This window comes from Streptomyces bacillaris, from assembly GCF_003268675.1.
Taxonomy (GTDB): domain Bacteria; phylum Actinomycetota; class Actinomycetes; order Streptomycetales; family Streptomycetaceae; genus Streptomyces; species Streptomyces bacillaris.
The window spans coordinates 2,437,108-2,463,857 of record NZ_CP029378.1; the positions used below are offsets into that span (position 1 = coordinate 2,437,108).

The 26,750-nt window shown below is 70.0% G+C and carries 29 protein-coding genes, 1 pseudogene and 1 riboswitch; of the genes and pseudogenes, 18 read left to right on the forward strand and 12 right to left on the reverse strand.

What is annotated here, in order from left to right:
* Positions 1 to 3: 3 nt before the first annotated feature.
* The 3 genes from DJ476_RS09960 to DJ476_RS09970 form a co-directional block, all read right to left on the reverse strand.
* The gene (locus DJ476_RS09960; RefSeq protein WP_070205022.1) at positions 4 to 864 is read right to left on the reverse strand and encodes a carbohydrate ABC transporter permease; all 861 of its coding nucleotides are present in this window, start codon (positions 862 to 864) and stop codon (positions 4 to 6) included.
* Positions 861 to 1,865 (reverse strand): carbohydrate ABC transporter permease, encoded by a 1,005-nt coding sequence (locus DJ476_RS09965; protein WP_070205023.1) that lies wholly within the window; start codon positions 1,863 to 1,865, stop codon positions 861 to 863. Before DJ476_RS09965 ends, DJ476_RS09960 begins: the two co-directional genes overlap by 4 nt.
* A 115-nt stretch (positions 1,866 to 1,980) precedes the next feature.
* Complete coding sequence (locus DJ476_RS09970; RefSeq protein WP_070205024.1) at positions 1,981 to 3,279, reverse strand: sugar ABC transporter substrate-binding protein; 1,299 nt, start codon at positions 3,277 to 3,279, stop codon at positions 1,981 to 1,983.
* A 279-nt stretch (positions 3,280 to 3,558) separates the two neighbouring features.
* Between DJ476_RS09970 and DJ476_RS09975 the strand changes: the two genes are divergently transcribed.
* The 10 genes from DJ476_RS09975 to DJ476_RS10020 all read left to right on the forward strand — a co-directional run bounded on the left by DJ476_RS09975 (position 3,559) and on the right by DJ476_RS10020 (position 14,914).
* Positions 3,559 to 4,323, forward strand: a complete 765-nt coding sequence (locus DJ476_RS09975) for a GntR family transcriptional regulator (protein WP_093691401.1) — start codon at positions 3,559 to 3,561, stop codon at positions 4,321 to 4,323.
* Between the two features lie 273 nt (positions 4,324 to 4,596).
* On the forward strand, positions 4,597 to 6,822 hold the full coding sequence (locus DJ476_RS09980; RefSeq protein WP_112490335.1) for a carbon starvation CstA family protein: 2,226 nt from the start codon (positions 4,597 to 4,599) through the stop codon (positions 6,820 to 6,822).
* On the forward strand, positions 6,819 to 7,022 hold the full coding sequence (locus tag DJ476_RS09985) for a YbdD/YjiX family protein (protein WP_112490336.1): 204 nt from the start codon (positions 6,819 to 6,821) through the stop codon (positions 7,020 to 7,022). Before DJ476_RS09980 ends, DJ476_RS09985 begins: the two co-directional genes overlap by 4 nt.
* A 131-nt stretch (positions 7,023 to 7,153) precedes the next feature.
* Positions 7,154 to 7,831, forward strand: a complete 678-nt coding sequence (locus DJ476_RS09990; protein WP_103419736.1) for a hypothetical protein — start codon at positions 7,154 to 7,156, stop codon at positions 7,829 to 7,831.
* The gene (locus tag DJ476_RS09995) at positions 7,831 to 8,340 is read left to right on the forward strand and encodes a GNAT family N-acetyltransferase (RefSeq protein ID WP_070205027.1); all 510 of its coding nucleotides are present in this window, start codon (positions 7,831 to 7,833) and stop codon (positions 8,338 to 8,340) included. The genes DJ476_RS09990 and DJ476_RS09995 overlap by 1 nt, the downstream gene beginning before the upstream one ends.
* A 52-nt stretch (positions 8,341 to 8,392) precedes the next feature.
* Positions 8,393 to 8,526: riboswitch (cobalamin riboswitch) on the forward strand.
* Between the two features lie 134 nt (positions 8,527 to 8,660).
* Positions 8,661 to 11,075, forward strand: coding sequence for a ribonucleoside-diphosphate reductase subunit alpha (locus DJ476_RS10000; RefSeq protein WP_103419738.1), 2,415 nt, complete (start codon positions 8,661 to 8,663; stop codon positions 11,073 to 11,075).
* A complete protein-coding gene (locus DJ476_RS10005) occupies positions 11,075 to 12,094 on the forward strand; it encodes a ribonucleotide-diphosphate reductase subunit beta (RefSeq protein WP_019764667.1) in 1,020 nt (339 codons plus the stop codon). Before DJ476_RS10000 ends, DJ476_RS10005 begins: the two co-directional genes overlap by 1 nt.
* Before the next feature lie 184 nt (positions 12,095 to 12,278).
* Entirely contained in the window at positions 12,279 to 13,250 is a 972-nt protein-coding gene (locus DJ476_RS10010) for an ABC transporter ATP-binding protein (protein WP_112490337.1), read from the forward strand.
* The gene (locus tag DJ476_RS10015) at positions 13,247 to 14,107 is read left to right on the forward strand and encodes an ABC transporter permease (protein ID WP_208853484.1); all 861 of its coding nucleotides are present in this window, start codon (positions 13,247 to 13,249) and stop codon (positions 14,105 to 14,107) included. The genes DJ476_RS10010 and DJ476_RS10015 overlap by 4 nt, the downstream gene beginning before the upstream one ends.
* A 6-nt stretch (positions 14,108 to 14,113) precedes the next feature.
* On the forward strand, positions 14,114 to 14,914 hold the full coding sequence (locus DJ476_RS10020; protein ID WP_112490338.1) for an ABC transporter permease: 801 nt from the start codon (positions 14,114 to 14,116) through the stop codon (positions 14,912 to 14,914).
* A gap of 79 nt (positions 14,915 to 14,993) precedes the next feature.
* On the opposite strand, the pseudogene DJ476_RS10025 reads toward DJ476_RS10020, so the two are convergent.
* Both DJ476_RS10025 and DJ476_RS10030 read right to left on the reverse strand, forming a co-directional pair.
* Positions 14,994 to 15,198, reverse strand: a pseudogene (locus DJ476_RS10025) (DUF397 domain-containing protein).
* 79 nt (positions 15,199 to 15,277) lie between these two features.
* Entirely contained in the window at positions 15,278 to 16,039 is a 762-nt protein-coding gene (locus DJ476_RS10030; protein WP_103419741.1) for a GntR family transcriptional regulator, read from the reverse strand.
* A 294-nt stretch (positions 16,040 to 16,333) separates the two neighbouring features.
* Between DJ476_RS10030 and DJ476_RS10035 the strand changes: the two genes are divergently transcribed.
* From DJ476_RS10035 to DJ476_RS10070, 7 genes are all read left to right on the forward strand, one after another.
* Complete coding sequence (locus tag DJ476_RS10035; protein WP_103419742.1) at positions 16,334 to 16,594, forward strand: hypothetical protein; 261 nt, start codon at positions 16,334 to 16,336, stop codon at positions 16,592 to 16,594.
* A complete protein-coding gene (locus DJ476_RS10040) occupies positions 16,591 to 16,833 on the forward strand; it encodes a hypothetical protein (protein ID WP_112490339.1) in 243 nt (80 codons plus the stop codon). Before DJ476_RS10035 ends, DJ476_RS10040 begins: the two co-directional genes overlap by 4 nt.
* Entirely contained in the window at positions 16,830 to 17,222 is a 393-nt protein-coding gene (locus DJ476_RS10045; RefSeq protein WP_112490340.1) for a hypothetical protein, read from the forward strand. Before DJ476_RS10040 ends, DJ476_RS10045 begins: the two co-directional genes overlap by 4 nt.
* 23 nt (positions 17,223 to 17,245) lie before the next feature.
* Positions 17,246 to 17,656 carry a hypothetical protein gene (locus DJ476_RS10050; protein ID WP_103419743.1) on the forward strand — a complete coding sequence of 137 codons (411 nt, stop codon included), beginning with the start codon at positions 17,246 to 17,248 and terminating at the stop codon, positions 17,654 to 17,656.
* Positions 17,657 to 17,670: 14 nt separating this feature from the next.
* The gene (locus DJ476_RS10055; protein ID WP_112490341.1) at positions 17,671 to 18,093 is read left to right on the forward strand and encodes a hypothetical protein; all 423 of its coding nucleotides are present in this window, start codon (positions 17,671 to 17,673) and stop codon (positions 18,091 to 18,093) included.
* Complete coding sequence (locus tag DJ476_RS10060; protein WP_103419745.1) at positions 18,090 to 18,695, forward strand: SMI1/KNR4 family protein; 606 nt, start codon at positions 18,090 to 18,092, stop codon at positions 18,693 to 18,695. The genes DJ476_RS10055 and DJ476_RS10060 overlap by 4 nt, the downstream gene beginning before the upstream one ends.
* A 303-nt stretch (positions 18,696 to 18,998) precedes the next feature.
* Positions 18,999 to 19,994: a GlxA family transcriptional regulator gene (locus tag DJ476_RS10070; RefSeq protein ID WP_112490342.1), complete on the forward strand. Its 996-nt coding sequence runs from the start codon at positions 18,999 to 19,001 to the stop codon at positions 19,992 to 19,994.
* A gap of 49 nt (positions 19,995 to 20,043) precedes the next feature.
* Here DJ476_RS10070 and DJ476_RS10075 read toward each other — a convergent pair whose 3' ends face one another.
* The 7 genes from DJ476_RS10075 to DJ476_RS10105 form a co-directional block, all read right to left on the reverse strand.
* Positions 20,044 to 20,781 (reverse strand): D-Ala-D-Ala carboxypeptidase family metallohydrolase, encoded by a 738-nt coding sequence (locus DJ476_RS10075; protein WP_103419748.1) that lies wholly within the window; start codon positions 20,779 to 20,781, stop codon positions 20,044 to 20,046.
* Positions 20,782 to 20,947: 166 nt separating this feature from the next.
* A complete protein-coding gene (gene def / locus DJ476_RS10080; protein ID WP_112490343.1) occupies positions 20,948 to 21,586 on the reverse strand; it encodes a peptide deformylase in 639 nt (212 codons plus the stop codon).
* A gap of 120 nt (positions 21,587 to 21,706) precedes the next feature.
* A complete protein-coding gene (locus DJ476_RS10085) occupies positions 21,707 to 22,702 on the reverse strand; it encodes a tetratricopeptide repeat protein (protein WP_028416297.1) in 996 nt (331 codons plus the stop codon).
* A 372-nt stretch (positions 22,703 to 23,074) separates the two neighbouring features.
* Positions 23,075 to 23,392, reverse strand: a complete 318-nt coding sequence (rsrA, locus tag DJ476_RS10090) for a mycothiol system anti-sigma-R factor (protein ID WP_103419750.1) — start codon at positions 23,390 to 23,392, stop codon at positions 23,075 to 23,077.
* The gene (locus tag DJ476_RS10095) at positions 23,389 to 24,045 is read right to left on the reverse strand and encodes a sigma-70 family RNA polymerase sigma factor (protein ID WP_018489107.1); all 657 of its coding nucleotides are present in this window, start codon (positions 24,043 to 24,045) and stop codon (positions 23,389 to 23,391) included. The genes rsrA and DJ476_RS10095 overlap by 4 nt, the downstream gene beginning before the upstream one ends.
* A gap of 320 nt (positions 24,046 to 24,365) precedes the next feature.
* Positions 24,366 to 25,013, reverse strand: a complete 648-nt coding sequence (locus tag DJ476_RS10100) for an alpha/beta hydrolase family protein (RefSeq protein WP_112490344.1) — start codon at positions 25,011 to 25,013, stop codon at positions 24,366 to 24,368.
* A 119-nt stretch (positions 25,014 to 25,132) separates the two neighbouring features.
* Complete coding sequence (locus DJ476_RS10105) at positions 25,133 to 25,948, reverse strand: SOS response-associated peptidase (RefSeq protein WP_112490345.1); 816 nt, start codon at positions 25,946 to 25,948, stop codon at positions 25,133 to 25,135.
* 53 nt (positions 25,949 to 26,001) lie between these two features.
* Between DJ476_RS10105 and DJ476_RS10110 the strand changes: the two genes are divergently transcribed.
* On the forward strand, positions 26,002 to 26,715 hold the full coding sequence (locus tag DJ476_RS10110; protein ID WP_103419753.1) for a M50 family metallopeptidase: 714 nt from the start codon (positions 26,002 to 26,004) through the stop codon (positions 26,713 to 26,715).
* Positions 26,716 to 26,750: the final 35 nt, after the last annotated feature.

Consider the following 26,750-nt stretch of genomic DNA (forward strand, 5'->3'; position numbering starts at 1 on the left):
GCACTATCCCTTCACAGCGCCGGAGGTGAGGCCAGCAGCCATCTTCTTCTGGATGATCATGAAGAAGATGACGACGGGCAGGGCGATCATGGTGGAGGCCGCCATGAGTGCGCCGTAGTCCGTTCCGCGCTCGGTGGTGAAGGTCATCAGCCACACGTTGAGCGTGTACTTGGAGTTGTCGTTGATCAGGATGTACGCGAAGAGGTACTCGTTCCACGCGTTCACCAGGGCGAAGATCGACGCGGCGGCGAGCCCGGGGGCGAGCAGCGGGAAGACCACCTTGCGGAAGGCTCCGAAGCGGGTGAGGCCGTCGACCATCGCGGACTCCTCCAGCTCCACCGGGATGTTCACGACGAAGCCGCGGATCATGATGGTGGCGAAGGGCAGCGTGGAGACCAGGTAGACGACGATCAGGCCCCAGTACTCGTCGATCCCGCCCATGGCGTTGAGCTGGGCGTAGATCGGGATGAGCATCGCCGTCGGCGGCAGCATCTGCACCAGGATCATGATCAGGAGCAGCGGCTTGCGGCCGAAGAAGCGGAACCGGCCGATCGCCAGGGCCGCCAGCGTCGCGATGATCATGCCGCCGACCACCGCGGTGACGGCGACGATCAGGCTGGACTGGATGGCGGTGGTGAAGTTCGGCTGGTCGATCGCGCGGGCGAAGTTGTCGAAGGTGATCGACGTGGGCCACAGCTTCTGGTCGTAGCTGCGGATCTCCCGGTTGGGGCGCAGGGAGCTGATGACCAGCCAGTAGACCGGGAAGATCATGACGACGGCGATGCCGAGGCCGATGATGTCCAGGTGGAGCCGGCTCTTCTTCCGGTCCGGGCGCAGCGCCTGTGTCTCGGTCGTGCTGCTCATTCGACCTCTCCCGTCTTCATGAGCTGGCGCAGGTAGTACACGGCCACACCGGACAGCAGCAGCACCGTGATCAGGGCGATCGCGGAGCCCTGGCTGAAGGAGGTGGACTCGAACGCCTTGGAGTAGGAGTAGAGGCCGAGGGTTTCGTACTCCGGCTCGGGCTTGTTGCCGCGCAGCAGCCAGATCTGGCCGAAGACGTTGAAGTCCCAGATCACCGAGAGGGTGGCGACCATGGTGAAGACCGGCTTGATGACCGGCCAGGTGACGAACTTGTAGATGCCGTAGGCGGTGGCGCCGTCGAGCGCGGCGGCCTCCTCCAGTTCCTGGGGGACCTGGGTGAGGGCGGCGTACAGGGTGACGACGACGAACGGGATGGCGCCCCAGACGACCAGCAGGGTGATGATGCCGAAGCCCTGGACCGGGTTGAGGTACCAGTTGTGGCCGAGCCAGTCCTCGCCGACGACCTTGGCGATCAGGGTGTTGATCAGGCCGTAGTCGGAGTCGGCCATGAACCGGAAGATCGAGGCGGCGACCATCAGCGGCATCGACCAGGCGGCGATCAGCGCCACGGTCAGGACGAGCCGGACCCAGGTGGAGAGCTTGCGCATGAGCAGGGCGACCAGCAGGCCGATGCCCATGGTCAGCGTCACACAGATGGCCATGAAGACGATCGTGCGGAACGTGACCCACCAGAACTCGGGGTCCCCGAGGATGTTGGTGAACTGCTCGAAGCCCACCCAGGGGGCGGGCTCTCCGGACCACAGTTCACGCCGGCCCATGTCCTGGAAGGACATGATGACCGTCTTGCTCAGCGGGTAGAGGTAGACGGCGGCGATCGCCACGATCGCCGGGAGGATCAGGAAGTAGGGGAGGAGTTCACCCTTCTTCCGCTTCCTCTTCTGTACCCGGGGCGCGTCGTCGGAGGACGACTTCCCGGTCGGCTGCGGGTCGGGCGGTACGGGGACCGGCGGCCCGACGGCCTTGGTATCAGCGGCAGACACGTGGCTGACCTTCCATCGCGGGTCCGGGGCGGACCCCGGAATTCACGGCGTGCACTTACGGGAAGAGGGCGGGGGCCCGGCATGGCTGCCGGGCCCCCGCCTGGCGACCGGAAGGTCAGGCCTTCTTGTTGATCAGGGCGTTGATCTTGTCGTCGGCCTTCTTGGAGGCGTCGGCGACGGAGGAGCCCTTGAGGATCTCCAGGAGCAGGTTCTCCAGGATCTCCTCCTTCTCGACGGAGGCCCAGCCGGGCGCGATCGGCGTGAACCAGGCGTCCGGCACCGCGTTGGCGATGGCGGCCGTCTCCGGCTTCGACTTCAGCGGCTCGAGCTGCTTCTCGTTGTTCGGGAGGACGTTCTTCGAGGCGAGGACCTCGCCGCCCTTGGCGTTGGTGTAGAGGGCGATCCACTCCTCACCGAGGTCCTGGATCTTCGACTTGGAGATCGTCGCGAGGTCCGAGCCGCCGATGAAGGACGGGAGGGCCTTGCCCTCGGGGCCGGGCATACCGGCCGTGGCGATCTTGCCCTCGAGCTTCGGGTTGCCGTTCTCGCCGCCCGTGACGCTGCCGGCCTCCCAGGCCTGGCCGTAGATGACCGCGGCCTTCTCGTTGGCCATGACGTTGGCGTGGTCCTGCTCGTCCTTCGTCTGGTCGGCCTTGTTGTACTTCTTGACCAGGTTGACGTAGTGCTCCAGGCCCTTCTGCGCCTCGGGCGTCGACAGAGCGGACTTCCACTCCTTGGAGCCCTCGTCGTAGGTGGCTATCTGGCCACCGTAGGCGGCGACGTAGGACATCGCGGCGTACCAGTAGCGGCCCGGGAAGTACAGCGAGGAGGCGCGCTTGTCCTTCTTGCCCAGCTCGGCGGAGACCTTGTCCATCGCCGCGAGGAACTCGTCCTCGGTCTGCGGGAGGGCGTCGCTGCCGGTGCCGGCCTTCAGCATGTCCTTGTTGTAGACGGCGAGGCGGGCACTCGCGTAGTAAGGAACGCAGTACGTCTTGCCTTCGAAGGTGCAGGTGTCCTTCAGACCCTTGATCCAGGTGTCCGAGTTCTCGTACTTGCTGGGGTCGATTTCCCCGAGCGCACCATTCAGGATGTACTGCATGGTCTCGGTGTTGCCGAGTTCGACAACATCCGGGAATTTGTCGCCACCGAGGGAGGTGTCCAGCTTCTTGACCTTGTCGGCCCACTGCTGGTATTGAACGTTGACCTTGACGCCCGGGTACTTCTTGTTGAACTCGGCATTGGTGTCCTTGACCAGCTCGGGCCAGGTGGACTGGGCCTCGCCCATGAGCCAGACGGTCAGGGTTTCCTTACGGTCCTTCGGGTCCTGCGACGACGCCTTGTCGTCGGAACCACACGCCGCGACCGAAACCAACATGCCCGCGACACCGATCGCCGCGATGAGCTTGCGCTTCACGTCAAACCCTCCTCAGGGATGCTGCAACCCCACCCACCGCGAAGACATTCGACGAGTTCTGCTGGGGCTGGACCTGGTCTTTAATGGTTTAGACCAGTACCGGGAGCTTGGCCTAGACCTTTAGGGGTGTCAAGGGTGTATAAGAAGTGCACTCGCGTCCGTTATAGGACCGACACCTAAGGGAGGGCGACGACCCGTGACCGGACCGTGCCACCATGTGAGCCGCGACAGACGGAGGAGCCGGTGACGGCAGCAACGCAAGCGTCGGGAAGGCGGGCCATGGGTGCCGACGGGGGCAGTTCGGGGAGCGAGACCGGCAACGGTGCGCGCACCGCACGCGTACCGAAGTACTACCGGCTCAAGCGGCATCTCCTCGACATGACCGATACCTTGCCGCCCGGCACCCCGGTGCCGCCCGAGCGCACCCTGGCGGCCGAGTTCGACACCTCGCGCACCACCGTGCGCCAGGCCCTGCAGGAGCTGGTCGTCGAGGGCCGGCTCGAACGCATCCAGGGCAAGGGGACCTTCGTCGCCAAGCCGAAGGTCTCCCAGGCGCTCCAGCTGACCTCGTACACCGAGGACATGCGCGCCCAGGGCCTGGAGCCGACGTCCCAGCTGCTCGACATCGGCTATGTCACGGCGGACGACACGCTCGCCGGACTGCTGGACATCTCGACGGGCGGCCGGGTGCTGCGCATCGAGCGGCTCCGGCTCGCCAGCGGGGAGCCGATGGCGATCGAGACCACCCACCTTTCGGCCAAACGCTTCCCGGCGCTGCGCCGTTCGCTGGTGAAGTACACCTCTCTCTACACCGCGCTCGCCGAGGTGTACGACGTCCGCCTGGCCGAGGCCGAGGAGACCATCGAGACCTCGCTCGCCACCCCGCGCGAGGCCGGTCTGCTGGGCACGGACGTGGGGCTGCCGATGCTGATGCTCTCCCGCCATTCCATCGATGGCCAGGGCGAACCGGTGGAGTGGGTGCGCTCGGTCTACCGGGGTGACCGGTACAAGTTCGTGGCCCGCCTGAAGCGGCCGACGGACTGACCGCACACGGCGCGCGCACCACGGACGGAGGACGGCGACAGGCGGTGGCCCCGGGGAGGACGCTCCCCGGGGCCACCGCCTTTTTTCGGTCAGACCCGGTTCCGGCGGCCCCGGGTGAACCGATCACTCCCCCCATCCGTGTCCTTACCGCGGAACATCGGTGAAGACATCGGTGATGCGCGACCGGTATGCGGACAGGGGTTCCCGCGAGCGGTCGCAGCACCTAGATTTCGCGCACGTTACGACAGTGATCACGCGAGGGGACGGATCGATATGCCGGAATCGCCCACACCAGCACCACCGGTTCCACAGGCGCCGGGACGGCGGTCGCTGACCCCCAAGTCCATCGTCGTCTGGAGCCTCGTCGCCCTGGTCGGCGCCATCGGCTGGGCCACCCTCGCGCTCTCGCGGGGTGAGGAGGTGTCCGCCGCCTGGATGCTCGCGGCGGCGCTCGGCTCGTACGCCATCGCGTACCGCTTCTACTCCCGGTTCATCGCCAACCGGGTGCTGAAGGCGGACAAGAACCGGGCGACCCCGGCCGAACTGCAGGACAACGGTGTCGACTTCCACCCCACCGACCGCCGCGTCCTCTTCGGCCACCACTTCGCCGCCATCGCCGGGGCCGGTCCGCTGGTCGGCCCGGTGCTCGCGGCCCAGATGGGGTATCTGCCGGGCACGATCTGGCTCGTCGTCGGCGTCATCTTCGCCGGTGCCGTCCAGGACATGGTGACGCTGTTCTTCTCCACCCGCCGCAACGGCCGTTCGCTCGGCCAGATGGCGCGCGACGAGATAGGGCCGGTCGGCGGGATCGCCGCCCTGATCGCCGTCTTCATCATCATGATCATCCTGCTCGCGGTCCTCGCACTGGTCATCGTGAACGCGCTCGCCCACTCCCCGTGGGGCGTCTTCTCCATCGGCATGACGATCCCGATCGCCCTCTTCATGGGCGTCTACCTGCGCATCCTGCGGCCCGGCAAGGTCAGTGAGGTCTCCCTCATCGGCGTCGCGCTGCTGCTCCTCGCGATCGTCGCGGGCGGCTGGGTGGCCGAGTCCTCGTGGGCGGACTTCTTCACCCTGGAGCCGGGCACGCTGGTCATCTGGATGATCGTGTACGGGTTCCTCGCCTCCGTGCTCCCCGTCTGGCTGCTGCTCGCCCCGCGCGACTACCTCTCCACCTTCATGAAGGTCGGCACGATCGCGCTGCTCGCCCTCGGTGTGGTGGTCGCGCTGCCGACCCTGAAGATGCCCGCGGTCACCGACTTCGCCACCAACGGCCAGGGACCGGTCTTCGCCGGCTCGATGTTCCCGTTCGTCTTCATCACCATCGCCTGCGGCGCCCTCTCCGGCTTCCACTCCCTGGTCTCCTCCGGCACCACGCCGAAGATGGTCCAGAAGGAGACGCAGATCCGGATGATCGGCTACGGCGCCATGCTGACCGAGTCGTTCGTGGCGATCATGGCGATGATCGCGGCCTGCATCATCGACCCGGGGCTGTACTTCGCCATCAACGCGCCCGTCGGTGTGATCGGGGACAGCGTCCAGTCCGCCTCAGAGGCCGTGGCCAACTTCGGCTTCACCATCACCCCGGACGCCCTGGCCCAGGCCGCCAAGGACGTCGAGGAAGCCAGCCTGCTCTCCCGGACCGGCGGCGCGCCCACGTTCGCGCTCGGCATGGCGGAGATCTTCTCCGCAGTGATCGGTGGAACGGCGATGAAGGCGTTCTGGTACCACTTCGCCATCATGTTCGAGGCGCTCTTCATCCTCACCACCGTGGACGCCGGAACCCGGGTCGGGCGCTTCATGCTCCAGGACATGCTGGGCAACGCCTACAAGCCGTTCCGCGAGGTCAGCTGGAAGCCGGGCGTCTGGTTCGCCAGCGCCGTCGTGGTCGGCGGCTGGGGCTACTTCCTCTGGGTCGGCGTGCACGACCCGCTGGGCGGCATCAACCAGCTCTTCCCGCTCTTCGGCATCGCCAACCAGCTGCTGGCCGCTGTCGCGCTCGCCGTCTGCACCACCCTGCTGGTGAAGTCCGGCCGCCTGAAGTGGGCCTGGGTCACCGCCGTACCGCTCGCCTGGGACGTGGCGGTCACCCTCACCGCGAGCTGGCAGAAGATCTTCTCCTCGGACGTGAAGATCGGCTTCTTCGCCCAGCGCGACAAGTACCAGGCGGGCATCGACGCGGGCGAGGTGCTGGCCCCCGCCAAGTCCATGGACGACATGCGGACCATCGTCACCAACTCCACCGTCGACGGGGTGCTCTGCGCGCTCTTCGCCCTCCTCATCGTCGTCGTCCTCGTGGACGCCGGCCGGGTCTGCTACAAGGCCATCCGCGACCCGGAGACCGTCAAGCTCCACGAAACGCCGTTCGTGCAGTCGAAGTTCGTCGCCCCGGCCTCGCTCTTCGCCACCAAGGAGGAGAAGGCCGAGCTGGCGGAGGCCGGTGTCGGACCCGAGGGCGGCCTGCGCAAGGAGCCGGCCGGGACGGGGAGCCGGACATGACCGTCGCGGACGTACGGCGGCTGGCGGGACGGATCCGTTTCTACGTCCGTGAGCTGACCGGCGAGGCCGCGTACGACCGCTATGTGGCGCACGCCAGGACACACGATCCGGACACGCCGGTGATGAGCCGCCGGGCCTTCGAGCACAGCCGCACGGACGCCCGCGAGGCGGACCCCCGCGAGGGCTTCCGCTGCTGCTGACCACCGTCGGCCGATCGGGGCCGCCACACCCCTCCGGGGGCGCGGCGGCCCCTTTCCGCGCCCCCGGACGAGCCCGTCCGCCGCTCGATTCCCCGGTGCGCGGAGCCGCGACCGTACGTAAGGATGTGCCCATGACATCGCACACCCGGTCGCCCCGGCTCCGGCCCCTGCTCCTGGCCGCGGCCCTGGCACTGGCGGCGGTCACGGGCTGCGGCACCGCGTCGGCGCCCGGCTCGGAGCCGACGGCGGAGCGGAGCTCTTCGGCCGAACCGGCGCCCGACCGGGCGGAGCTGGAGGCGCGGGCCGCCGCCGCGCAGCTCGTCACGGACCATGTCTGGGTGACCGAGGCCGCGGGCTACGCCCTGGCGCGCCAGTCGGTCGGGGTGCTCGGTGACGACGGGTTCGGCAGCTCCTACACCGCGCCGGACGGCGGCCTGCTCCAGCTGTCGGTGGAACGCCGCCCGCACGCCGTGGCGGACTGCACGGGCGCCGCCGCGCCCGCCGACGGTGAGAAGCCCCTGGTGACGTGCGAGCGGGACGGCGAACACTGGTACCGCGCCACGGAGTCGGACCACGCGTACGCCCGGGAGCAGGACGGACTCGTGATCACGGTGAGCGGGGCGCGCGAGAAGGTGGACCGGGCGACGCTGCGGTCGGCGGCGCGGGCCGCCCACCGCGCCGACGGCCACGAGCTGGACCGGGTGCTGCCGCCCGCCGGGGGCGGCTCCGGACAACAGCCCGTCGAGCGCGGCGATCTGCCGCCGGTGGGCGACGGCGCCCCGGACAACGAGGTGGGAGCGAGCGGCTGATGGATCTGACGATCAGGGTGGCGGAGCCCGGCGAGTACGCCGTACTCGGCGAGATCATCGCCGAGGCCTATCTCGGCGATGGTCTGCTGGACGGCCCTCAGGACCCCTACCTTCTCAGACTGCGGGCAGTGGAGCAGCGGGCGGCCGAGGCCGAGGTGCTCGTGGCGCTCGACGCGGACGGGGTGGTGCTCGGCGGTGTGACGTATGCCGCTCCCGGCACTCCGTGGCGCGATATCTCCGGTCCGGACGAGGCCGAGTTCCGGATGCTCGCCGTGGCCCGCGCGGGGCGGGGACGGGGCGTGGGAGAGGCGCTCGTACGGGCGTGCGTCGAGCGGGCCCGGTCCGCCGAAGGCGTCCGGGGGCTGGTGCTGTCGACGCAGCCGGCCATGCTCCCGGCCCATAGGATCTACCGTCGGCTCGGCTTTCTGCGGACCCCTGAGCGGGACTGGGAGCCGGTGCCGGGCCTGCGCCTCCTGACCTTCCGGCTGGAGCTGGAGGCGGCCTCCTGAAGGGCACAAGGAATCAACGCGACACAACATGTGGGGGCCGCATCATCTGGCGGCCCCCACATGTATGCTCGACCTCGCTGTCGCCGCAGGGGAATCCGGTGCGAATCCGGAACTGTCCCGCAACGGTGTGATCAGTGTGCTTTGCACACCCGAAGTCCGAAGACCTGTCGACAGTACGTCCGGCTCGACCGAACCGGACGGCAGACGTCCGGGCCTCGCGGATGGGCCGGTGGACGCCGTAGCAGTGCTGCCTTCCCAGGCATCGTGCTGCCCGGTTTCCCCGCTCGCCGCCGGCCCCCAGCCGAGCGAGGGAAAGCCCAGTGACCATCGCGCCCGCCGATCCGGTTTCAGCCACCGAATCCGCTGCCTCCACCGCGTCCGGAGAAGGCACGACCGACGGACCCGGGACCGCCCTGCTGCGGACCCTGACCGACCTCACCGTCGATCTGCCCGACACCGACCCCGGACGGGTCGCCGCCTCCGCGCTCCGCGGGCGCAACGCCCGCTCCGACGAGGCCGAGCTGCGCACGCTGGCCACCGAGGCGGCGGCGGGCCTGATCTCCGAGGACCCGGCGTACTCCAAGCTCGCCGCCCGGCTGCTGACCCGGACGATCGCCGACGAGGCCGCGAGCCAGGGCGCCACCTCCTTCTCCGCCTCGGTCGCCGTCGGCCACCGCGAGGGCCTGATCGCGGACCGCACCGCCGCCTTCGTGGAGCTGCACTCCGAGGCGCTGGACGCGCTGGTGGAGCGGACGCTGGCCGAGGGCGCGGACGACCGCTTCGGCTACTTCGGTCTCCGTACGCTGCACAGCCGTTACCTGCTGCGCCACCCGCTCACCCGTCAGGTCATCGAGACCCCGCAGCACTTCATGCTGCGCGTGGCCGCCGGTCTGGCCGAGGACGAGTCGGTGCGGGCCCTGGACGAGGTCGCCGCGCTCTACGGGCTGATGAGCAAGCTGGACTACCTCCCCTCCTCCCCCACGCTCTTCAACTCCGGCACCCGGCACCCGCAGATGTCCTCCTGCTATCTGCTGGACTCCCCCAAGGACGAGCTGGACTCGATCTACGACCGCTACCACCAGGTGGCGCGCCTCTCGAAGCACGCGGGCGGCATCGGCCTCTCCTACTCCCGTATCCGCGCCCGGGGTTCGCTGATCCGGGGCACCAACGGGCACTCCAACGGCATCGTGCCGTTCCTCAAGACGCTGGACGCCTCCGTGGCGGCGGTGAACCAGGGCGGCCGGCGCAAGGGCGCGGCGGCGGTCTACCTGGAGACCTGGCACGCGGACATCGAGGAGTTCCTGGAGCTGCGCGACAACACGGGTGAGGACCAGCGGCGTACGCACAACCTCAACCTGGCGCACTGGATCCCGGACGAGTTCATGCGCCGGGTCGACGCGGACACCGAGTGGTCGCTCTTCTCCCCCGCCGACGTGCCCGAGCTGGTCGACCTGTGGGGCGACGAGTTCGACGCGGCCTACCGCGCGGCCGAGGCCAAGGGCCTGGCCCGCAAGACGATGCCGGCGCGTGAGCTGTACGGCCGGATGATGCGCACCCTCGCCCAGACCGGCCAGGGGTGGATGACGTTCAAGGACGCCTCCAACCGGACCGCGAACCAGACCGCCGAGCCGGGCCGGGTCGTGCACTCCTCGAACCTGTGCACGGAGATCCTGGAGGTCACCAACGACGGTGAGACGGCCGTCTGCAACCTGGGCTCGGTCAACCTGGGCGCGTTCGTGGCCGACGGCACGATCGACTGGGACCGTCTGGACTCCACCGTCCGTACGGCCGTGACCTTCCTCGACCGGGTCGTCGACATCAACTTCTACCCGACCGAGCAGGCCGGGAACTCCAACTCCCGCTGGCGGCCGGTCGGTCTGGGCGCCATGGGCCTCCAGGACGTCTTCTTCCAGCTGCGCCTGCCGTTCGACTCGCCCGAGGCCCGCGCGCTCTCCACGAAGATCTCCGAGCGGATCATGCTGGCCGCGTACGAGGCGTCCTGCGACCTGGCCGAGCGCTCGGGCCCGCTGCCCGCGTGGTCGGAGACGCGTGCCGCGCGCGGTGTGCTCCACCCCGACCACTACGACACCGAGCTGAACTGGCCCGAGCGCTGGGACGCCCTGCGCGCCCGGATCGCCAAGACCGGCATGCGCAACTCGCTGCTGCTCGCCATCGCGCCGACCGCGACGATCGCCTCGATCGCCGGTGTGTACGAGTGCATCGAGCCGCAGGTCTCCAACCTGTTCAAGCGCGAGACGCTCAGCGGCGAGTTCCTCCAGGTGAACGCCTACCTGGTGGACGAGCTGAAGAAGCTCGGCGTCTGGGACGCCCGCACCCGTGAGGCGCTGCGCGAGGCCAGCGGCTCGGTCCAGGGCTTCGCGTGGATCCCCGAGGACGTGCGGGCGCTGTACCGCACGGCGTGGGAGATCCCGCAGCGCGGTCTGATCGACATGGCGGCGGCCCGTACGCCGTTCCTCGACCAGAGCCAGTCGCTCAACCTGTTCCTGGAGACGCCGACGATCGGCAAGCTCTCCTCGATGTACGCGTACGCCTGGAAGCAGGGGCTGAAGACGACGTACTACCTCCGCTCGCGCCCGGCGACCCGGATCGCCCGTGCCGCGTCCGGCCAGGCGGCGGCCGCCGCCCCCATCCCCGTACAGCAGGCGACGGCTCCTGACGCGGACGCCATCGCCTGCTCCCTCGAAAACCCCGAGTCCTGCGAGGCCTGCCAGTAATGAGCACCACGAACAACGAGAAGAACCTGCTCGACCCGGGATTCGAGCTGACCCTGCGTCCCATGCGCTACCCGGACTTCTACGAGCGCTACCGGGACGCGATCAAGAACACCTGGACCGTGGAGGAGGTCGACCTCCACTCGGACGTGGCCGACCTCGCCAAGCTGTCGCCGGGTGAGCAGCACATGATCGGCCGCCTGGTCGCCTTCTTCGCGACCGGCGACTCGATCGTGGCGAACAACCTGGTCCTGACGCTGTACAAGCACATCAACTCCCCCGAGGCGCGGCTGTACCTGTCGCGGCAGCTCTTCGAGGAGGCCGTGCACGTCCAGTTCTATCTGACGCTGCTGGACACCTACCTGCCCGACCCGGACGACCGGGCGGCGGCGTTCGCGGCGGTGGAGAACATCCCCTCCATCCGCGAGAAGGCGCAGTTCTGCTTCAAGTGGATGGACTCGGTCGAGACGATCGACCGCCTGGAGACGAAGGCCGACCGCCGTCGCTTCCTGCTGAACCTGATCTGCTTCGCGGCGTGCATCGAGGGGCTGTTCTTCTACGGCGCCTTCGCCTACGTCTACTGGTTCCGCTCGCGCGGTCTGCTGCACGGCCTCGCCACGGGCACCAACTGGGTCTTCCGTGACGAGACGATGCACATGAACTTCGCCTTCGAGGTCGTGGACACCGTCCGCAAGGAGGAGCCCGAGCTCTTCGACGACGCTCTCCAGCAGCAGGTCACCGACATGCTGAAGGAGGCCGTCGAGGCGGAGCTGCAGTTCGGCCGCGACCTGTGCGGCGAGGGCCTGCCCGGCATGAACACCGAGTCGATGCGCCAGTACCTGGAGTGCGTCGCCGACCAGCGCCTGGCCCGCCTGGGCTTCCCGACGGTGTACGGCTCGGAGAACCCGTTCTCCTTCATGGAACTGCAGGGCGTCCAGGAGCTGACGAACTTCTTCGAGCGCCGCCCGTCCGCCTACCAGGTGGCGGTGGAGGGCTCGGTCGGGTTCGACGACGACTTCTAGACCCGCTCCGGATCCCTACGACGGAAGGCCCCACTGCGCCGAGCGCGGTGGGGCCTTCCGCATCCCGTCACGGCATGACGAGGGCCGACCGGACGGAAAAATACTTGGACCAGACCAAGCCTCGGCGTGCACACTCTCAGATCGATCACGCCCGACCGGGCCCGGCTCGCTCAGAGAGGCGTACATGCCCGTCATCGAAGTGGCAGACCTCGTCAAGGAGTTCAGCCGACCCAAACGGCAGGAGGGCCCCTTCGCGGGCATCCGTACGCTGCTGACCAGGGAACAGACCGTCAAGCGTGCCGTCGACGGCGTCAGCTTCACGGTCGAGCAGGGCGAGATGGTCGGCTATCTCGGCCCCAACGGCGCGGGGAAGTCCACCACCATCAAGATGCTCACCGGCATCCTCGTCCCCACGTCCGGCACGGTCACGGTCGCCGGTGCCACACCCTGGCGGGACCGGTCCCACAACGCCCGCCGGATAGGCGTGGTCTTCGGCCAGCGCAGCCAGCTCTGGTGGGACCTGCCCCTGCGGGACTCGCTCTGGCTGATCGGCCGTCTCTACGACGTGCCGCAGGCCCGGTTCCGCGAGAGGCAGCGGCAGTTCAGCGAGGTGCTGGACCTGGGCCCGTTCCTCGACACCCCCGTCCGCCAGCTCTCCCTGGGCCAGCGGATGCGCGGCGACCTCGCCGCCGCGATGCTCTACGACCCGGACATCCTCTACCTGGACGAGCCGACCGTCGGGCTCGACGTCATCGCCAAGGAGCGAATACGCACCTTCGTCGGGGAACTGAACCGGGAGTCGGGTACGACGGTCGTCCTCACCACCCACGACCTGGACGACGTCGAGGAACTCTGCGACCGGATCGTCCTCATCGATCACGGCAGGGTCGCCTACGACGGCGCGGTGGACGAACTGAAGGCCCGCTACGCCCCGCACCGGGAACTCGTGGTGCAGACCGACCGGCTGGAGAGCGTCGAGGGCGCGGAGGTCGTCCGCCGGGAGGACGGCAAGGTGTGGCTGCGCTTCGACCCCGTACGCACCCCGCCCGCCGAACTGGTGGCGGCGGTGCTGGCGCAGCACCGGGTGACCGACCTCTCGATCGTGGAACCCGAGCTGGAGAGCGTCATCCACCGGATCTACGCGGACCGCGGATGACCGCCGCACCGGCCCCCACCAGGGCGAAGACGTCCACCGCCTCCGCGAGGCAACCGCTCGGAACGCTGCTGCGGGCCCATCTCGCCTGCGCCCGGATGGAGTTCCGGGCCGCCCTCACCTACCGCACGGCCTATCTGTCGTCCTTCGTGATGATGCTCCTCCAGATCTGGCTGCTGACGGTGGTCTGGAAGGCCCTCTACGACGGCCGCGCGGAGGTGGACGGGCTCGGCCTCACCACCATGACGGCGTACGCGACGCTGACGACGCTCCAGTACCAGCTGGTCAGCCCGTGGCGGTCCTCCCCCATCGACCAGCGGGTCCGGGAGGGCAAGGTCGCCGTGGACCTGCTGCGGCCCGTCGGCTTCCCCGGGCAGATGCTCGCCGGCCAGCTCGGGTGGGCATCGGCCGCGGTCCCGGTCCTGCTGGTGGCCTTGCCGTTCGCGCTGGTGATCGGCGCCGGCCAGGCACCCGCCTCCGCAGCGGCGGGGTTCGCCTACCCCGTGGCGCTGGTCGGCGCGCTGCTCGTGAACCAGCTGCTCGGGCTGCTGCTCGGCCTGGTCTCCTTCTGGACCCTGGAGGTGAGCGGCGCCCTCATGGCCTACCGCTTCGTCGCACAGTTCTTCTCCGGGGCCCTGGTCCCGCTGTGGTTCATGCCAGGACCGGTCCGGGCCGCAGCGGAGTGGCTGCCCTTCCAGGCCACCGCGTACACCCCGGCTGCCGTCTACCTGGGCCAGGTCGAGGGCCCGGGCATCGTGGCCGCCCTCGGGGTCCAGCTCGCGTGGATCGGCGCGCTCGGCGCCCTGGCCGCGTTCGTCTGGTCGCGCGCCCGGCGCCGCGTCATGTCGCAGGGGGGCTGAGGGGCGATGCGAGGTCCACGGGTCTATCTGCTGCTGGCCGGTGCGGCGTTCCGGGCCGAGTTCCAGTACCGGAGCAACCTGCTCATCAACATCGTCGGCGGCCTGTTCTACCAGGGCGTCGGGCTGGCCTTCATCTGGGCGGTGCTGGACCGCTTCGGGCAGGTCGGCGGCTGGGGACTGGGCGAGATCGCCTTCCTCTACGGGATCAGGCTGACCGCCCACGGCCTGTGGCTGCTCCCCGGTCACCAGCTGATCCACGTCGACGAGGTCGTCATCGAGGGCGAGTACGACCGCTATCTCGTCCGCCCGGTGTCGCCGCTGGTCCAGCTCCTCACCCGCAGGGTGCGGCTCAGCTCCCTCGGCGACCTGGCGGGCGGAGTGGTCCTCCTGTCCATCGCCTCGGCCTCCGCCCCGGTCGACTGGTCACCGGGGGCCGTCGGCTTCCTCGTGCTCGCGGTGATGGGCGGTGCGCTGGTGGAAGGCTCCCTGCAACTGGCCGCCTCCGCACTGGTCTTCCGGATGAAGAGGGTCTCCCCCATCAAGTTCGCCATCGACATGATCTTCAGCGACTTCGGCAACTACCCGCTGAAGATCTTCGGCCCCGTGGCCGGCTTCGGGCTGACCTTCGTCTTCCCCCTGGCCTTCGTCGCCTACCTGCCGGCGACCGTGCTGATGAACCGGGGCGAGGAACTCGCCGTCCCCGAATGGCTCGCCTGGGGCGCTCCGGCCATCGGTGTCGTGCTCATGTACGCCGCGTACCGCTTCTGGGAACGGCAGTCCCGCCACTACGAGAGCAGCGGGCACTGAGCGGGGCGCCGCCGGGGCCGCGGAACGTCCTGCCCTGCGCGCGGGCGTCGGGGCAGGACGCTGCTGAGAACCGCGCCCGTCAGGCGGGGTCGAACGCCCCGGCCCGTACGCCGGAGACGGACGCGGAGAACGCGGCGGTACGGACGTCGACCACCGGGCCGTCCACACCTGCGAGTCGCGGACCGGGACGATGCCACGTGGGGCTACGAGGTTGGCGGCGACCTCAACGCAGTCACCGCCGTTGTCGCTGGACGAAGAGGTGACCACCGCGGGAGCTGGGTCACCGTGCAAGGCCCTTCCGCAGCAGAAGGCCCCACCACGCACGGCACGACGGCACCGGGGAGCCTCCAGCCGTTGGGGTCCTCACGCGTCGAAGTCGTACTCCAGGACGTAGGCCGCCGCGTCCAGGACCATTTCGTTGACCTCCACAGGGCGTCGGTCCTGCTCAGCGAACGCCGTCCGGCAGACGAGCATGACGGGCGTCCCGGCCGGAAGGCCCAGCCTCGACGCCTCCTCCGGCAGAGGCATACGGGAGCGGATCTCCTCCCGGAAGTGGACCGGCCGGTGGCCCAGTTCGGCCAGCCGCGCGTAGGTCCCTCCCGGTCCCGTGTCCTGCTGGGTAATTGCCGAGCCATCGACCAGGGACGCGGGGAGGTACGAGGTCGACAGCAGCACCGGCTTGCCTTCGAGGACAAACCGCCGACTCCTGGTCCAGACGCTCTCCCCCGCTCCGACGCCGAGCACCTTCGCCACACTCTCCGGGGCGACTCCCTCGCGCACCTCCACCTGGTCCACCACCAGGTCCCGACCGCCGAGGTCCGCTTCCCAGACAGAACGGCCGGACCCCCACTGCTCGCTCGCCAGCCGCTGAATCCCACGACGTCTGAGCGGCTGGAAGGCCCGAACGAAGACGCCCGCGCCCTTCCGCGCTTCAGTCAGCCCTTCGCTCTGGAGCACGCCCAGCGCCTGCCGAACCGTCATGCGCGCTACACCGTACTGCGCCATGAGGTCGTTCTCGCCGGGAAGACGGCTCCCCGCTCCCCATACTCCCGACCGGATCTCCGCCTTCAAGGCGTTCGCGATCCGCTGGTACTTGGGCTCACGGCGGCTGGCGTCGGTGGCCATCAACGGGTTCCTCTCCTTTCCGGACAGCTTAGGCCCGCCCATCACTCACGCGACATCCGGGCAGGCCACGTGAGCCGGTCGGCTGCCCTCCCCTGGGCGGTTTGCAGGTGGGGCGTGAGTCGAATCACGCCCCACCTACCCAGATGCGAACAGCAGAGCTACACGAATGCAAGCCGATCAATTGACATCTCTAGAGATGTTTAGTTCTCTAGAGATGTCAATGGATTCGACCCCACTTCGAGCGACGCCACCTGCCGCCGGGCAGGTACGCCTGGATGGTATGAGGAGCGATCGATGTACGGCGTGAACGCGTACCCGAATACTGCGGGACCTCCCGAACTCCCCGCCCTGGGAACCCTCCTGGTCGACACCAGCAGCGACAACCGCGTAGGCGAGTTCCGCGGGGTCGCAGGCTTCTACTGGTCGCTGCGCCCCATGGGCGGCGGCACCGAGTGGGAGGTCGAACCCCGATACGTACGCCCTCCGTCGCCGATAGAACAGCTCCGCGCCCGCACCGCCCGCGCCAACGCCCGCAGCCGGGGGGAGTTCCTGTGAGCGGCTTCCTTGCCCGGTTACGGGACCGGCTCACCCAGACCCGCCGGCGTCAGGCCCTCCCACCGCTCGGCGAACTCGTCCGCATCGAGACAGACCCCGCCTACCGGGCCCTGTTCCTCGCCCAGCTGGACGCCGCCCTCGACGCACACCACACCGCCGCCGTGGCGGAGATCGAGGCGGCGGCCGAACGCCTCCGGGCCCTCCTCCGCTCCCCCGCCGACCACGAGCGTGCCGCGTGAAGCGCGCCGCGTACGCCGCCGAGGTCACCCTCTCCGTCGGACAGCGCCACGCCTGCCTCGGCACCGCCACCGTACGCAACCGGCGCCTCGTCCTCCTCTGGCTCCGCCGCCAGGCCCTCCGCCTCGCCAACGCCCACGGCAATCCCGCACCCCCGGACAACGATCCACCCCCGCCGACAACCACCGCCGACGTACCCCCCGTCCTCTTCCACAGCTCCGACGCACCCCAGACCCTGCGCCACTGGGCCACCACCGGACAACTTCAGGACGACGCGATACGAACCCTGGAAGCGGGCTTCCCCCTCCACTTCACCGTCCTCGACCCCGCCGTCGGACTCAGCCTCACCCTCGCCGGATGGCACACCACCCCCCGCCACCGCCACCCCTAACCCCTCCGACAGAAGAGACCCCCGTGCTGCAATGCACCGCCCTGACCCGGATCCCCCTCGACGACACCCTCACCGCGCTCCTCACCCTGCCCGGCGAACCCCACACCCCCACCCCCTACGCCCTCTGCGAACTCGGCGAACACCACGCCCCCACCCACCACGCGGCCCTCCTCCGCCCCGCCGACAACCCCGACCACCCCGCCCTCTGGCTCTTCTGGACCACAACCCACACCCCCGACACCCCCACCCACCGCATCGACACCGCCCCCTGGTGCCCCGCCACCCTCCACCACCTCACCACCGACGCCACCCTGCCCTGCTCCCTCTACCACCAGCACCCCACCGGCCACTCCTGGGACATCACCGACCCCCTCGCAGACCTCATCGCCGGAACACTCACCACCGACGACCCGCAAGGCCGACCCCACCCATGAAGCCGACCCCCCCCATGAACCAGTGCACCGCCCTCGCCCTCCTCCCGCCCCCCGACCACCTCATCGCCCTCGCACCCCCCGGACACCGCCCCGAAACCGGACACGTCCTCTGCGAACTCGCCACCGACCACGACGGCCACCACGCCGCCCTCCTCTGGGACGAAGGCGGACGCCCCGGCAGCGCCGTCTGGGTCCACTGGCAGGCCCCCGGACCCGCCCGGCTCACCCCGCTCCCCTGGTGCCCCACACGCAACCCCCGTAACGCGGCGAACGAAGCCTGCGAACTGTTCGCCGCACACCCCTCCCCCCACAGCTGGGACATCACCGACCCCACCCACACCGCCATCACCCACCACCTCACCCACCAACACCCCCACCTCTTCCCCCAGCCCAGAGACAGGGGGAGCAGCGGGGCCCAGGAGCCGGATCTTGCATGATGACCGGCATGAACACAGAAACCTGTGCCCCGGCCGAGTCGGCCGCCCTTCACGAGGTCATCGCGTCCCGCCCCGAGGCGGTGCCGCCTCTCGGCTGGGGAGCGGTGCGGGCCTTCGAGGCGGAGCACCGTGTCGTGCTCCCGGAGCCGTACCGCACCTTCGTGGCGGAGATGGCCGACGGGCTGCGCGCGGGGCCGCCCTACGACGGGCTGCTGCCTCTCGCGCAGACACCTTCGGACTGGGGATCGGGCCGTCCCGACCGCCTGCTCTCCGAGCCCTTTCCGCTCGCGGAGGCGTGGCTGTGGGAGGCGGAGGAGGGTGAAGCGGAGCTGTCGGAGGAGGAGTACCAGCAGTGCGAGGACCGGAGGAGCCCGGTCTTCGACCACGGTTCGCTACTGCTGGGCACCGATGGCTGCGGCATGTACTGGCACCTGATCGTCACCGGCCCGGAGCGCGGTCACGTCTGGCTGATCGACGAGAACGGCGCGATACCCTTCGGCACCCGGCCGGGTACCTCTCTCATGCCGGGCACGCCCGGTTTCGCGGGGTGGGTGACCCACTGGGCCCAGGGCCGACCCTGGTTCGGAGAAGAGGACGGGTGACCCTGGGGCCCCTAGGCCTTCGCCCAACTCCGCCCGTTCAGGCGCCGCGTGACCCCGCCGGGTCGCGCGGCGCCTTCCGTTTTCCGCGGGCGCCGCCTCCCTCCGCTCGGCATCGCGCAGTTGGCGGGTGATGCGGCGCTCGCGGGCGAAGCCGATGGCGGCCGGGAGGGCGACGAAGGCGAAGAGGGCGGTCACCGTGAGGTAGTCCAGGAAGAGGTTCATGGCTCCACCCTCGTCCGCCCGGGCACTTTTCGTCAGTGGCAGCACTGCCATGCAGCATCGAATTACTGCCACACTGTCTCCATGCTGCACAACGTCGCCGTCCTACTGCTCGACGAGGTCCATCCCTTCGAACTCGGCGTGCTGAGCGAGGTCTTCGGGCTGGACCGTGGCGAAGAGGGCCTGCCCGTCCACGACTTCGCCGTCGTCTCCGCCGAGGGGCCGGTGCTCAGCACCCACGCGGGGTTCACCATCAGTACGCCCCACGGCCTGGAGCGGCTGGAGGAGGCCGACCTCGTCGCCGTGCCGGCGGGCAGCCGCTTCATGGAGCGGGAGTATCCCGACGAGGTGCTGGACGCGCTGCGTCGGGCCGTGGAGCGCGGGGCACGGGTGCTGAGCGTCTGTTCGGGGGCGTACGTTCTCGGGGCGGCGGGGCTGCTGGACGGGCGCCGCTGCACCACGCACTGGCGCCATGCGGCGGAGCTGGCGCGCCGCTATCCGAAGGCGATCGTGGAGCCGGACGTGCTGTACGTGGACGAGGGGTCCGTGATCACCTCGGCCGGGACCGCGTCGGGCATCGACGCCTGCCTCCACCTGGTGCGCCAGGCGTACGGGCAGGACGCGGCCAACACCATCGCCCGGCGGATGGTGGTGCCGCCGCACCGGGACGGCGGGCAGGCGCAGTACATCAACCGGCCGCTCCCCCGGAACGCGTGCGACACCGTCGGCTCCACGCTGGCGTGGATGGAGAGCCACCTCGACCAGGAGATGTCGGTGGAGCAGCTGGCGGCGCTGGCGCACATGTCGCCGCGCACCTTCGCGCGCCGCTTCCAGCAGGAGACCGGGACGACGCCGTACCGCTGGCTACTGCGGCAGCGGGTGCTGCTGGCCCAGCATCTGCTGGAGACCTCGGACCGGACGATCGACACGATCGCCTCGCAGACGGGGTTCGGCACGGCGGCGACCCTGCGCCACCAGTTCGTACGGACGCTGGGGACGACCCCGAACGCGTACCGCCGGACCTTCCGGGGGCCGGGGGCGGGAGCGGGCCCGGAACGCGCGATGCCCGGCGTCGCCTGAAGCTGAAGAGGCGGACGCCGGGCACGAGGGGCTGGCGGAGGGCTGGACGTCAGACGCCGCAGCTGGGGGCCGACCAGAAGCGGTTGGGGCCCTGGTTGACGTGCACGTGGTCGTTGTGACCGCTGTAGCCCGGGCCGAGGATCCCGCGGAAGCCGTGGTAGCGGGCTTGCTTGGCCAGCGTGCACAGGGAGTGCGGCGAGGCGCCGAGGTCGACCGCGTCACCGTACATGTGGCGGCTGTTGGAGGCCCCGCCGACCGCCGCGTTGCAGGAGGCGGAGCGGAAGCCGCTGGTGACCCGGATGGACTTGTCACCCAGCGCGTGGCGCAGCGCCTCCAGCTTCCACATGCTGCTCAGCGCGTTGGCCTTCGCCGTGCCCGCCGCGACCTTGCCGCCCGCCCAGGTGCTGTTGCACTTGTTCAGCTCGGGGTACGTGAAGTGGATCGGGGTGCAGTCGTTGTCCTGGAGCGCGTAGATCTTGGCCTGGGTGGCCGGGCCCGCGACCCCGTCGGCGGCCAGGCCGTAGGCCGCCTGGAACCGCTTGACGGCGGCGGTGGTGGCCGGGCCGTAGGAACCGTCGATCGCCAGCACGGAGTTGTAGCCGGGCCAGCCGGCGACCCGGATCTGGAGCTGCGTGACGTCGTTGCCGGTGGCCCCGGCCTTCAGCGTGCGGGTCCAGGTGTAGCAGCCGTCGGCCTGCGCGGGGCCCGCGGTCAGCACCGCCCCGCCCAACGCGAAAGTAATGGTCATGACAAGTCCGAGCAGAACGCGTGCGGCGCGTTTCAGCATGGGGCTCCCTCTCGATCACGGACGCTGTGGGGCGAGCCTGGCGCAGCGGGTCGACGCGCGTCAACTATCCACAGGTAAACGGCAGTTAGCTGCCACGCGTGGCGTACGGCCACAGGAAAGGCGGTCCGGCCGACGCCGGACCGCCTCATTCCGCAGGCGGGTGCCCTCAGGCGTTGGGGACCGTCTCGTAGCGCGGCGTGCCCTCTTCCATCTGCCGCAGCGCGTCCTTGCGGTCGCGCTTGGAGAGCCGGTCGATGTACAGGTAGCCGTACAGGTGGTCCGTCTCGTGCTGGAGGCAGCGCGCGAAGTAGCCGGTGCCCCGGACCCGGATCGGGTTGCCCTTGGCGTCCTGGCCGCGCACCACCGCGTAGTCGGGGCGGGCCAGCGAGGCGTACGCGGTCGGCACCGAAAGGCAGCCCTCGTTGGAGTCGTCCAGCACCCGCCGCTCGGGCTCCAGCTCCTCCAGGACCGGGTTGCAGACGACGCCCACGTGGCGCTTGCCGTCGTCGTCCGGGCAGTCGTAGACGAAGACCTTCAGGTCCACACCGATCTGGTTGGCCGCCAGGCCCACGCCCTCGGCCGTGCGCTGGCTGGCGAACATGTCGTCGATGAGCTTCGCCAGCTCGTCGTCGAACTCGGTGACGTCCTTGCACTCCTTGTGCAGCACCGGGTTGCCCACGACCGTGATCGGACGCGACGCACCGCGCTCCCGGTACGCCGCCTCGCGCGCCTCGCAGTCCTCGGTGTCGACGACGAACCCCTCGTCGTCCACGCCGATCCGCCCGTCCGTCTCCTGCTGCGACATGTCCGCCGTACGCCTTCCTGCAAAACCTGAACTCGGTGACCCCGCCCGACCCGGCCGGATGCCGGGATGCGCGGGAGGAACAGCACCGCGATCGGTGCGCGTACAGCCTACGGGCAGCGGTCAGCAGACTTCTTCGAGATCCCGCCACTCGCGGCTGTCCGGACTGTCGGCGACCCAGCCGTCCAGCAGCCCGCGCACCAGCCCGGCCGGGGCCGCGAGACCGCACTCGCGCTCGGGGACCCAGAGGTCACCGCCGCCCGCCGTGCGGTGGCCGAGCGGCCCGGGGTGGCCCGGCTCGCTGTGGTCGTGCGGGTCCAGGTGCTCGCCGTCGCCCTCGTCGCTCTCCATCCGGCTCTCCGAACAGGCCCGGCAGAGCAGCCGTACGGAGGAGGACCAGTCCTCGGCGGCGAACCCGGCGTCCGAGGCGAGCTTCTCCAGCGCGTCCCGGTCCTCCTCGGTGGCCGCCTCCAGCAGCACCACCCAGGTCGGCACCGGGGAGGGCGCCCACAGCTCGATCTCGTCGAAGACCGGATACGTGGGCCCGGCGGCGGTGACCCGCTCCCCGTTGGGCACCCCGTCGTGCAGCACGACCTCGCCCCAGCGCCGCCCGGAGGACGGCAGCGGGATGGAGAGCACCTCGATCCGGGCCGGGTCGAGCCGACGGCCCCAGACCACCTCGGCCTCGCCCTCCGGCGAGAGCCGCACCGCGGCGCTGCCCAGCTCCATACCGGTGGGCTCGGTGGTGGCCGCGCTGTTCAGCCCCGCGCCGGGCACCTTGAGTCCGTACGCCTGCCAGGCCCGGCGCGCCAGCGGCCAGTCCTGGAGCGCGGTGGCGGCGATGCCGACGTTCCACCAGTCCGGGGCGCCGGACTCGCGGTCCAGCAGCGCGACCGCCCGCAGGCCCGCCGCGCGCGCCTGCTCCCAGTCGTGGCGGAACTTGTGGAGCAGCGCCAGATTGAACCAGGACTCCGAGAGCCAGGGCTCCAGATCCGCCGCGCGCGTCAGCAGCGCCCCCGCGTCCTCGTACCGGCCGTCGCCGATCAGCGTGAACGCGCGGTCCGTGGCCTGCCGCCAAGAGGCGGACGGCCGATGCCGTACCTTCCCGAAGATCCTCACGATTCCCGCCTGTCCCGACTGGACACCCTCGTTTTCGCTCTGCTTTCGCATCCAACCATGCCCGGCCGGACGCCCGCTCATTACCCATGGGTTACCCACCCCCGACCCGGGTCAGACCGCCCCGGGTCAAGCTCTCGCGAGGGCGGTCACGGCCGGTGTCCGGTGGTCGGGTCCGGCGGCGGTGCCGAGCCGCTCCAGCGGCCCCGGGGGCCCGTCGATGCCTTCCCCGCACCGGCCGTCGTATGCGTCGGCCGGGCCGTGAATCCTGGGGATGGCGCGGATGCGCGGGCGTGCGCGGGGCCGTGGCCGGGTGTGTGAGGCCCACCCGGCGGGCGGTGGGGCGGCTGATCGCGCGGTGCTGGGGGCGGCGTACTACTCGCGCGCCGTGGCGGTGTCCTGGCCGCCGACGGTGATGTCCTGCTCGGGCACGGCCTCGCCGGCCCGGATCAGGTCGATCCGGCCCATCACCTTGGAGCGCAGGTCGCTCGGGACCTCGTCCTGGCCGCAGCAGCGCTTGACCAGCTTCTTCACGGCCTGCTCCAGGCCGTACTTCTCGAGGCACGGGGAGCACTCCTCGAAGTGCACCTCGAACTTGGTGCAGTCGCCCTCGGGCATCTCCCGGTCGAGAAACTCGTAGAGATGGTCGAGGACCTCCGAGCAGTCGGTCTCGTGCGGCTCTCCGCAGTTCATGAGGCAGAGCCCTTCCGATCGTCCGAACCACCGGTGCCGGCCGCGACGAGCCCGCGCTCACGGGCGTAGTCCTCCAGCATGCCGCGCAGCTGGCGGCGGCCACGGTGCAGCCGGGACATCACCGTACCGATGGGTGTCCCCATGATGTCCGCGATCTCCTTGTAGGCAAAGCCCTCGACGTCGGCGAGATAGACGGCGATGCGGAACTCTTCGGGGATCGCCTGGAGCGCGGCCTTCACATCGGAGTCCGGGAGGTGGTCGAGCGCCTGGGACTCGGCGGAGCGCAGACCGGTCGACATGTGCGACTCGGCGCGCGCCAGCTGCCAGTCCTCGATCTCCTCGGCGGCGCTGCGCTGGGGCTCGCGCTGCTTCTTGCGGTACGAGTTGATGAAGGTGTTGGTGAGGATGCGGTACATCCACGCCTTGAGGTTGGTGCCCTCGCGGAACTGGTGGAAGGAGCCGTACGCCTTGGCGTAGGTCTCCTGGACCAGGTCCTCGGCGTCGGCGGGGTTGCGCGTCATGCGCAGCGCGGCCGAGTACATCTGGTCGAGAAAGCCGAGGGCGTCCCGCTCGAAGCGCGCGTTGCGCTCGGCGGGCGTCTCGGGTGCACGGCCGTCGTCGGTCCCTGTGTCGGTCCCAGTGACCGGACCCACCTCCTCCAACGATGTGGCGGAGCCGAAGCCGGACCCGCTCGCCTCGGAGAATAGTCGACCTTGCTTCGAGACGGGCTGTCGATCGGCATCGCCCGGCGTCCGCCCGGAGGTGGTCCTCGCCGCGGGCAGCACCGTCCACTCCAGGTCAGCGGTGTTCGAGCGGCTCGGGCAGATGGTCGAACCCATGCGACGGACTCCCTCTCCACGTACGACGTTGTTGTACCGACGTCCCGAACAACAGCGCCCTTCTACGGGGCATTCCCGTGGGCCGCGTCACGGGGCCTCGGCCACGAGGGCGGCGGGCCCCGGCCGTGGCCGGGTCACCCGAGTGACGTCAGCCATCCGGTGACCGCCCCGGTGATGACCTCCAGCGTCTGAGCCTCGCTCAGCCCGGACTTCTTCGGTACGGCGAAGCCATGGTCCCCGTAGGGGACTTCTGTCAGCTCGTACGGGCCGGGCGGGAACTCCCCGGGTCGCCCGAACGGGTCGTTGCCGCCCTGGACGACCAGGGTGGGCACCCCCGTACCGAGCAGTTCGTCGGCGCGGGACTTCTCCGGCTTGCCCGGCGGGTGGAGCGGGAAGCTGAGGGCGAGGACCGCCGCCGCGCCCAGTTCGGTGGCGGTGCGGCAGGCGACCCGGGCCCCGGCGCTACGGCCTCCGGCGACGACCGGGAGGCCCGGTTCGGCCAGGGTGGGCCACAGGCCGCGCCAGCCGGTGTCCAGGGTCTTCGGGGCGGGGGCCACCTTCTTGCCGGCCACCCGCCAGGGCTGCTCCACCAGGGCGACGGTGACCCCGTGTCCGGGCAGGGCGGCGGCCAAGGCCTGGAGGTCGCGGGCCTCGATGCCGCCGCCCGCCCCGTGGCTCACGGCCAGCACGAGGCGGGGAGGGGCGACCGTGGCGCGGAACCAGGTGATCCGGGCCTCTCCGGCGTCGGTGGGGACGGTCTGCGTACGTGGTCGACGGCTCACGGGACCCATCCTCTCCCGGGCGCCGCCCAGGACCCCTCAGCACCCCACCGGGGAAGCCCCGCGCCCCTCGGAAGAGCGCGGCCCCGCACGCCTCGGAAAAGCAAGGCCCCGCACACCCCTCAGAACAGCGTGGCCTCCTCCGGCGCGGCCAGTTCCTCCAGCAGTTCGGGCCCGTTGTTGCGGACGTTGCTGACGGCGGTGGCGACCGGGTAGGCGCGCATCAGCCCGCCCGGCGGCGGCTCCAGGAGCGCGCGCAACTCGTCCAGGCCGGTGTGCGTGGGGTCCAGCCAGGCGTCCCAGCGGTCCGGGGTGAGCATCAGCGGCATCCGGGGGTGGATGTCGGCGAGCGCCGCCGGGCCCTCGGCGGGGGCGACGGCCAGGGGGGTGGTCTCGGCCTCGGTGGTGATCACCGAGCACGTCACCCACCAGGCGTTCTCGTGGTCGCCGGGGAGGGTCGGGTCGCGCCAGAACTCGTACAGCCCGGCCATCGCGAAGACCGAGCCGTCGGCGGGGGTGACGAAGTAGGGCTGCTTGCGCGCCCGCTTCTTGCCCTTCTTCTCCTCCAGCTGCCGCTCCTCGGCCCCGGTGACCCACTCGTAGTAGCCGTCGGCGGGCAGGATGCAGCGGCGCTGGGCGAAGGCGTTGCGGAAGGAGGGCTTCTCGTGGACGGTCTCCGAGCGGGCGTTGATCATCCGGGCGGCGCCCTCGGGGGTCTTCGACCAGGAGGGGACGAGTCCCCATTTCAGGGTCCGCAGCTGGCGAACCGGACGCCGGTCGTCCGCGTCTTTAACAGGACGCTCCAGTACCGCGTAGACCTCTTTGGTCGGCGCCACGTTCCAGTCCTGCTCCAGGGTCTCGGTGGTCTCCCACTTCTCGATCCCGAAGAGCCGGTTCAGGTCCTCGGGTTTCCGACTGGCTGCAAACCGTCCGCACATAAGTGCCAGACTGCCACGACCGCCCGCACCCACCGCAAGGAGTCGCCCGGCCGATGAACAGCACCGATCTGGGCGACCTGTGGGATCGCCTCACCGGCACCCAGCCCGCCCCCGAACAGTGGCTGGTGGTGGTGACGGCCGCGCTGGCGCTCATCGCCGTCGTGCCGAACCCGATATGGCGCCTCGCACGCAACACCATCACCATCGCGCACGAGGGCGGCCACGGTCTGGTGGCCCTGCTCACCGGGCGCCAGCTCTCCGGCATCCGGCTGCACTCGGACACCAGCGGGCTGACGGTGAGCCGGGGCAAGCCGACCGGGATCGGCATGATCCTCACGGCGGCGGCCGGCTACACGGCCCCCTCGCTGCTGGGCCTGGGCGGCGCCTGGCTGCTCACCAATGGCCGGATCACGCTGCTGCTGTGGGTCGCGACCGCGCTGCTGGCCGCGATGCTGGTGATGATCCGCAATGTGTACGGGGCGCTCACCGTCATCCTGACGGGCACCGCCTTCCTGCTGGTGTCCTGGCTGACCTCGTCGGACGTGCAGTCGGCGTTCGCGTACGCGGTGGTCTGGTTCCTGCTGCTGGGCGGGGTGCGGCCGCCCTTCGAGCTGCAGTCCAAGCGGCGCTACGGCGGTGCCCCGGACTCGGACGCGGACCAGCTGGCCCGGCTGACCCACGCCCCGGCGGCGCTCTGGCTCTTCCTCTTCCACGCGGTGTCGCTCTGCTCGCTGATCGGCGGCGGGCGCTGGCTGCTGGGCTGGTGAGTCCGCTCCGACCCGGAGGGATCCGTTCCGGTCCG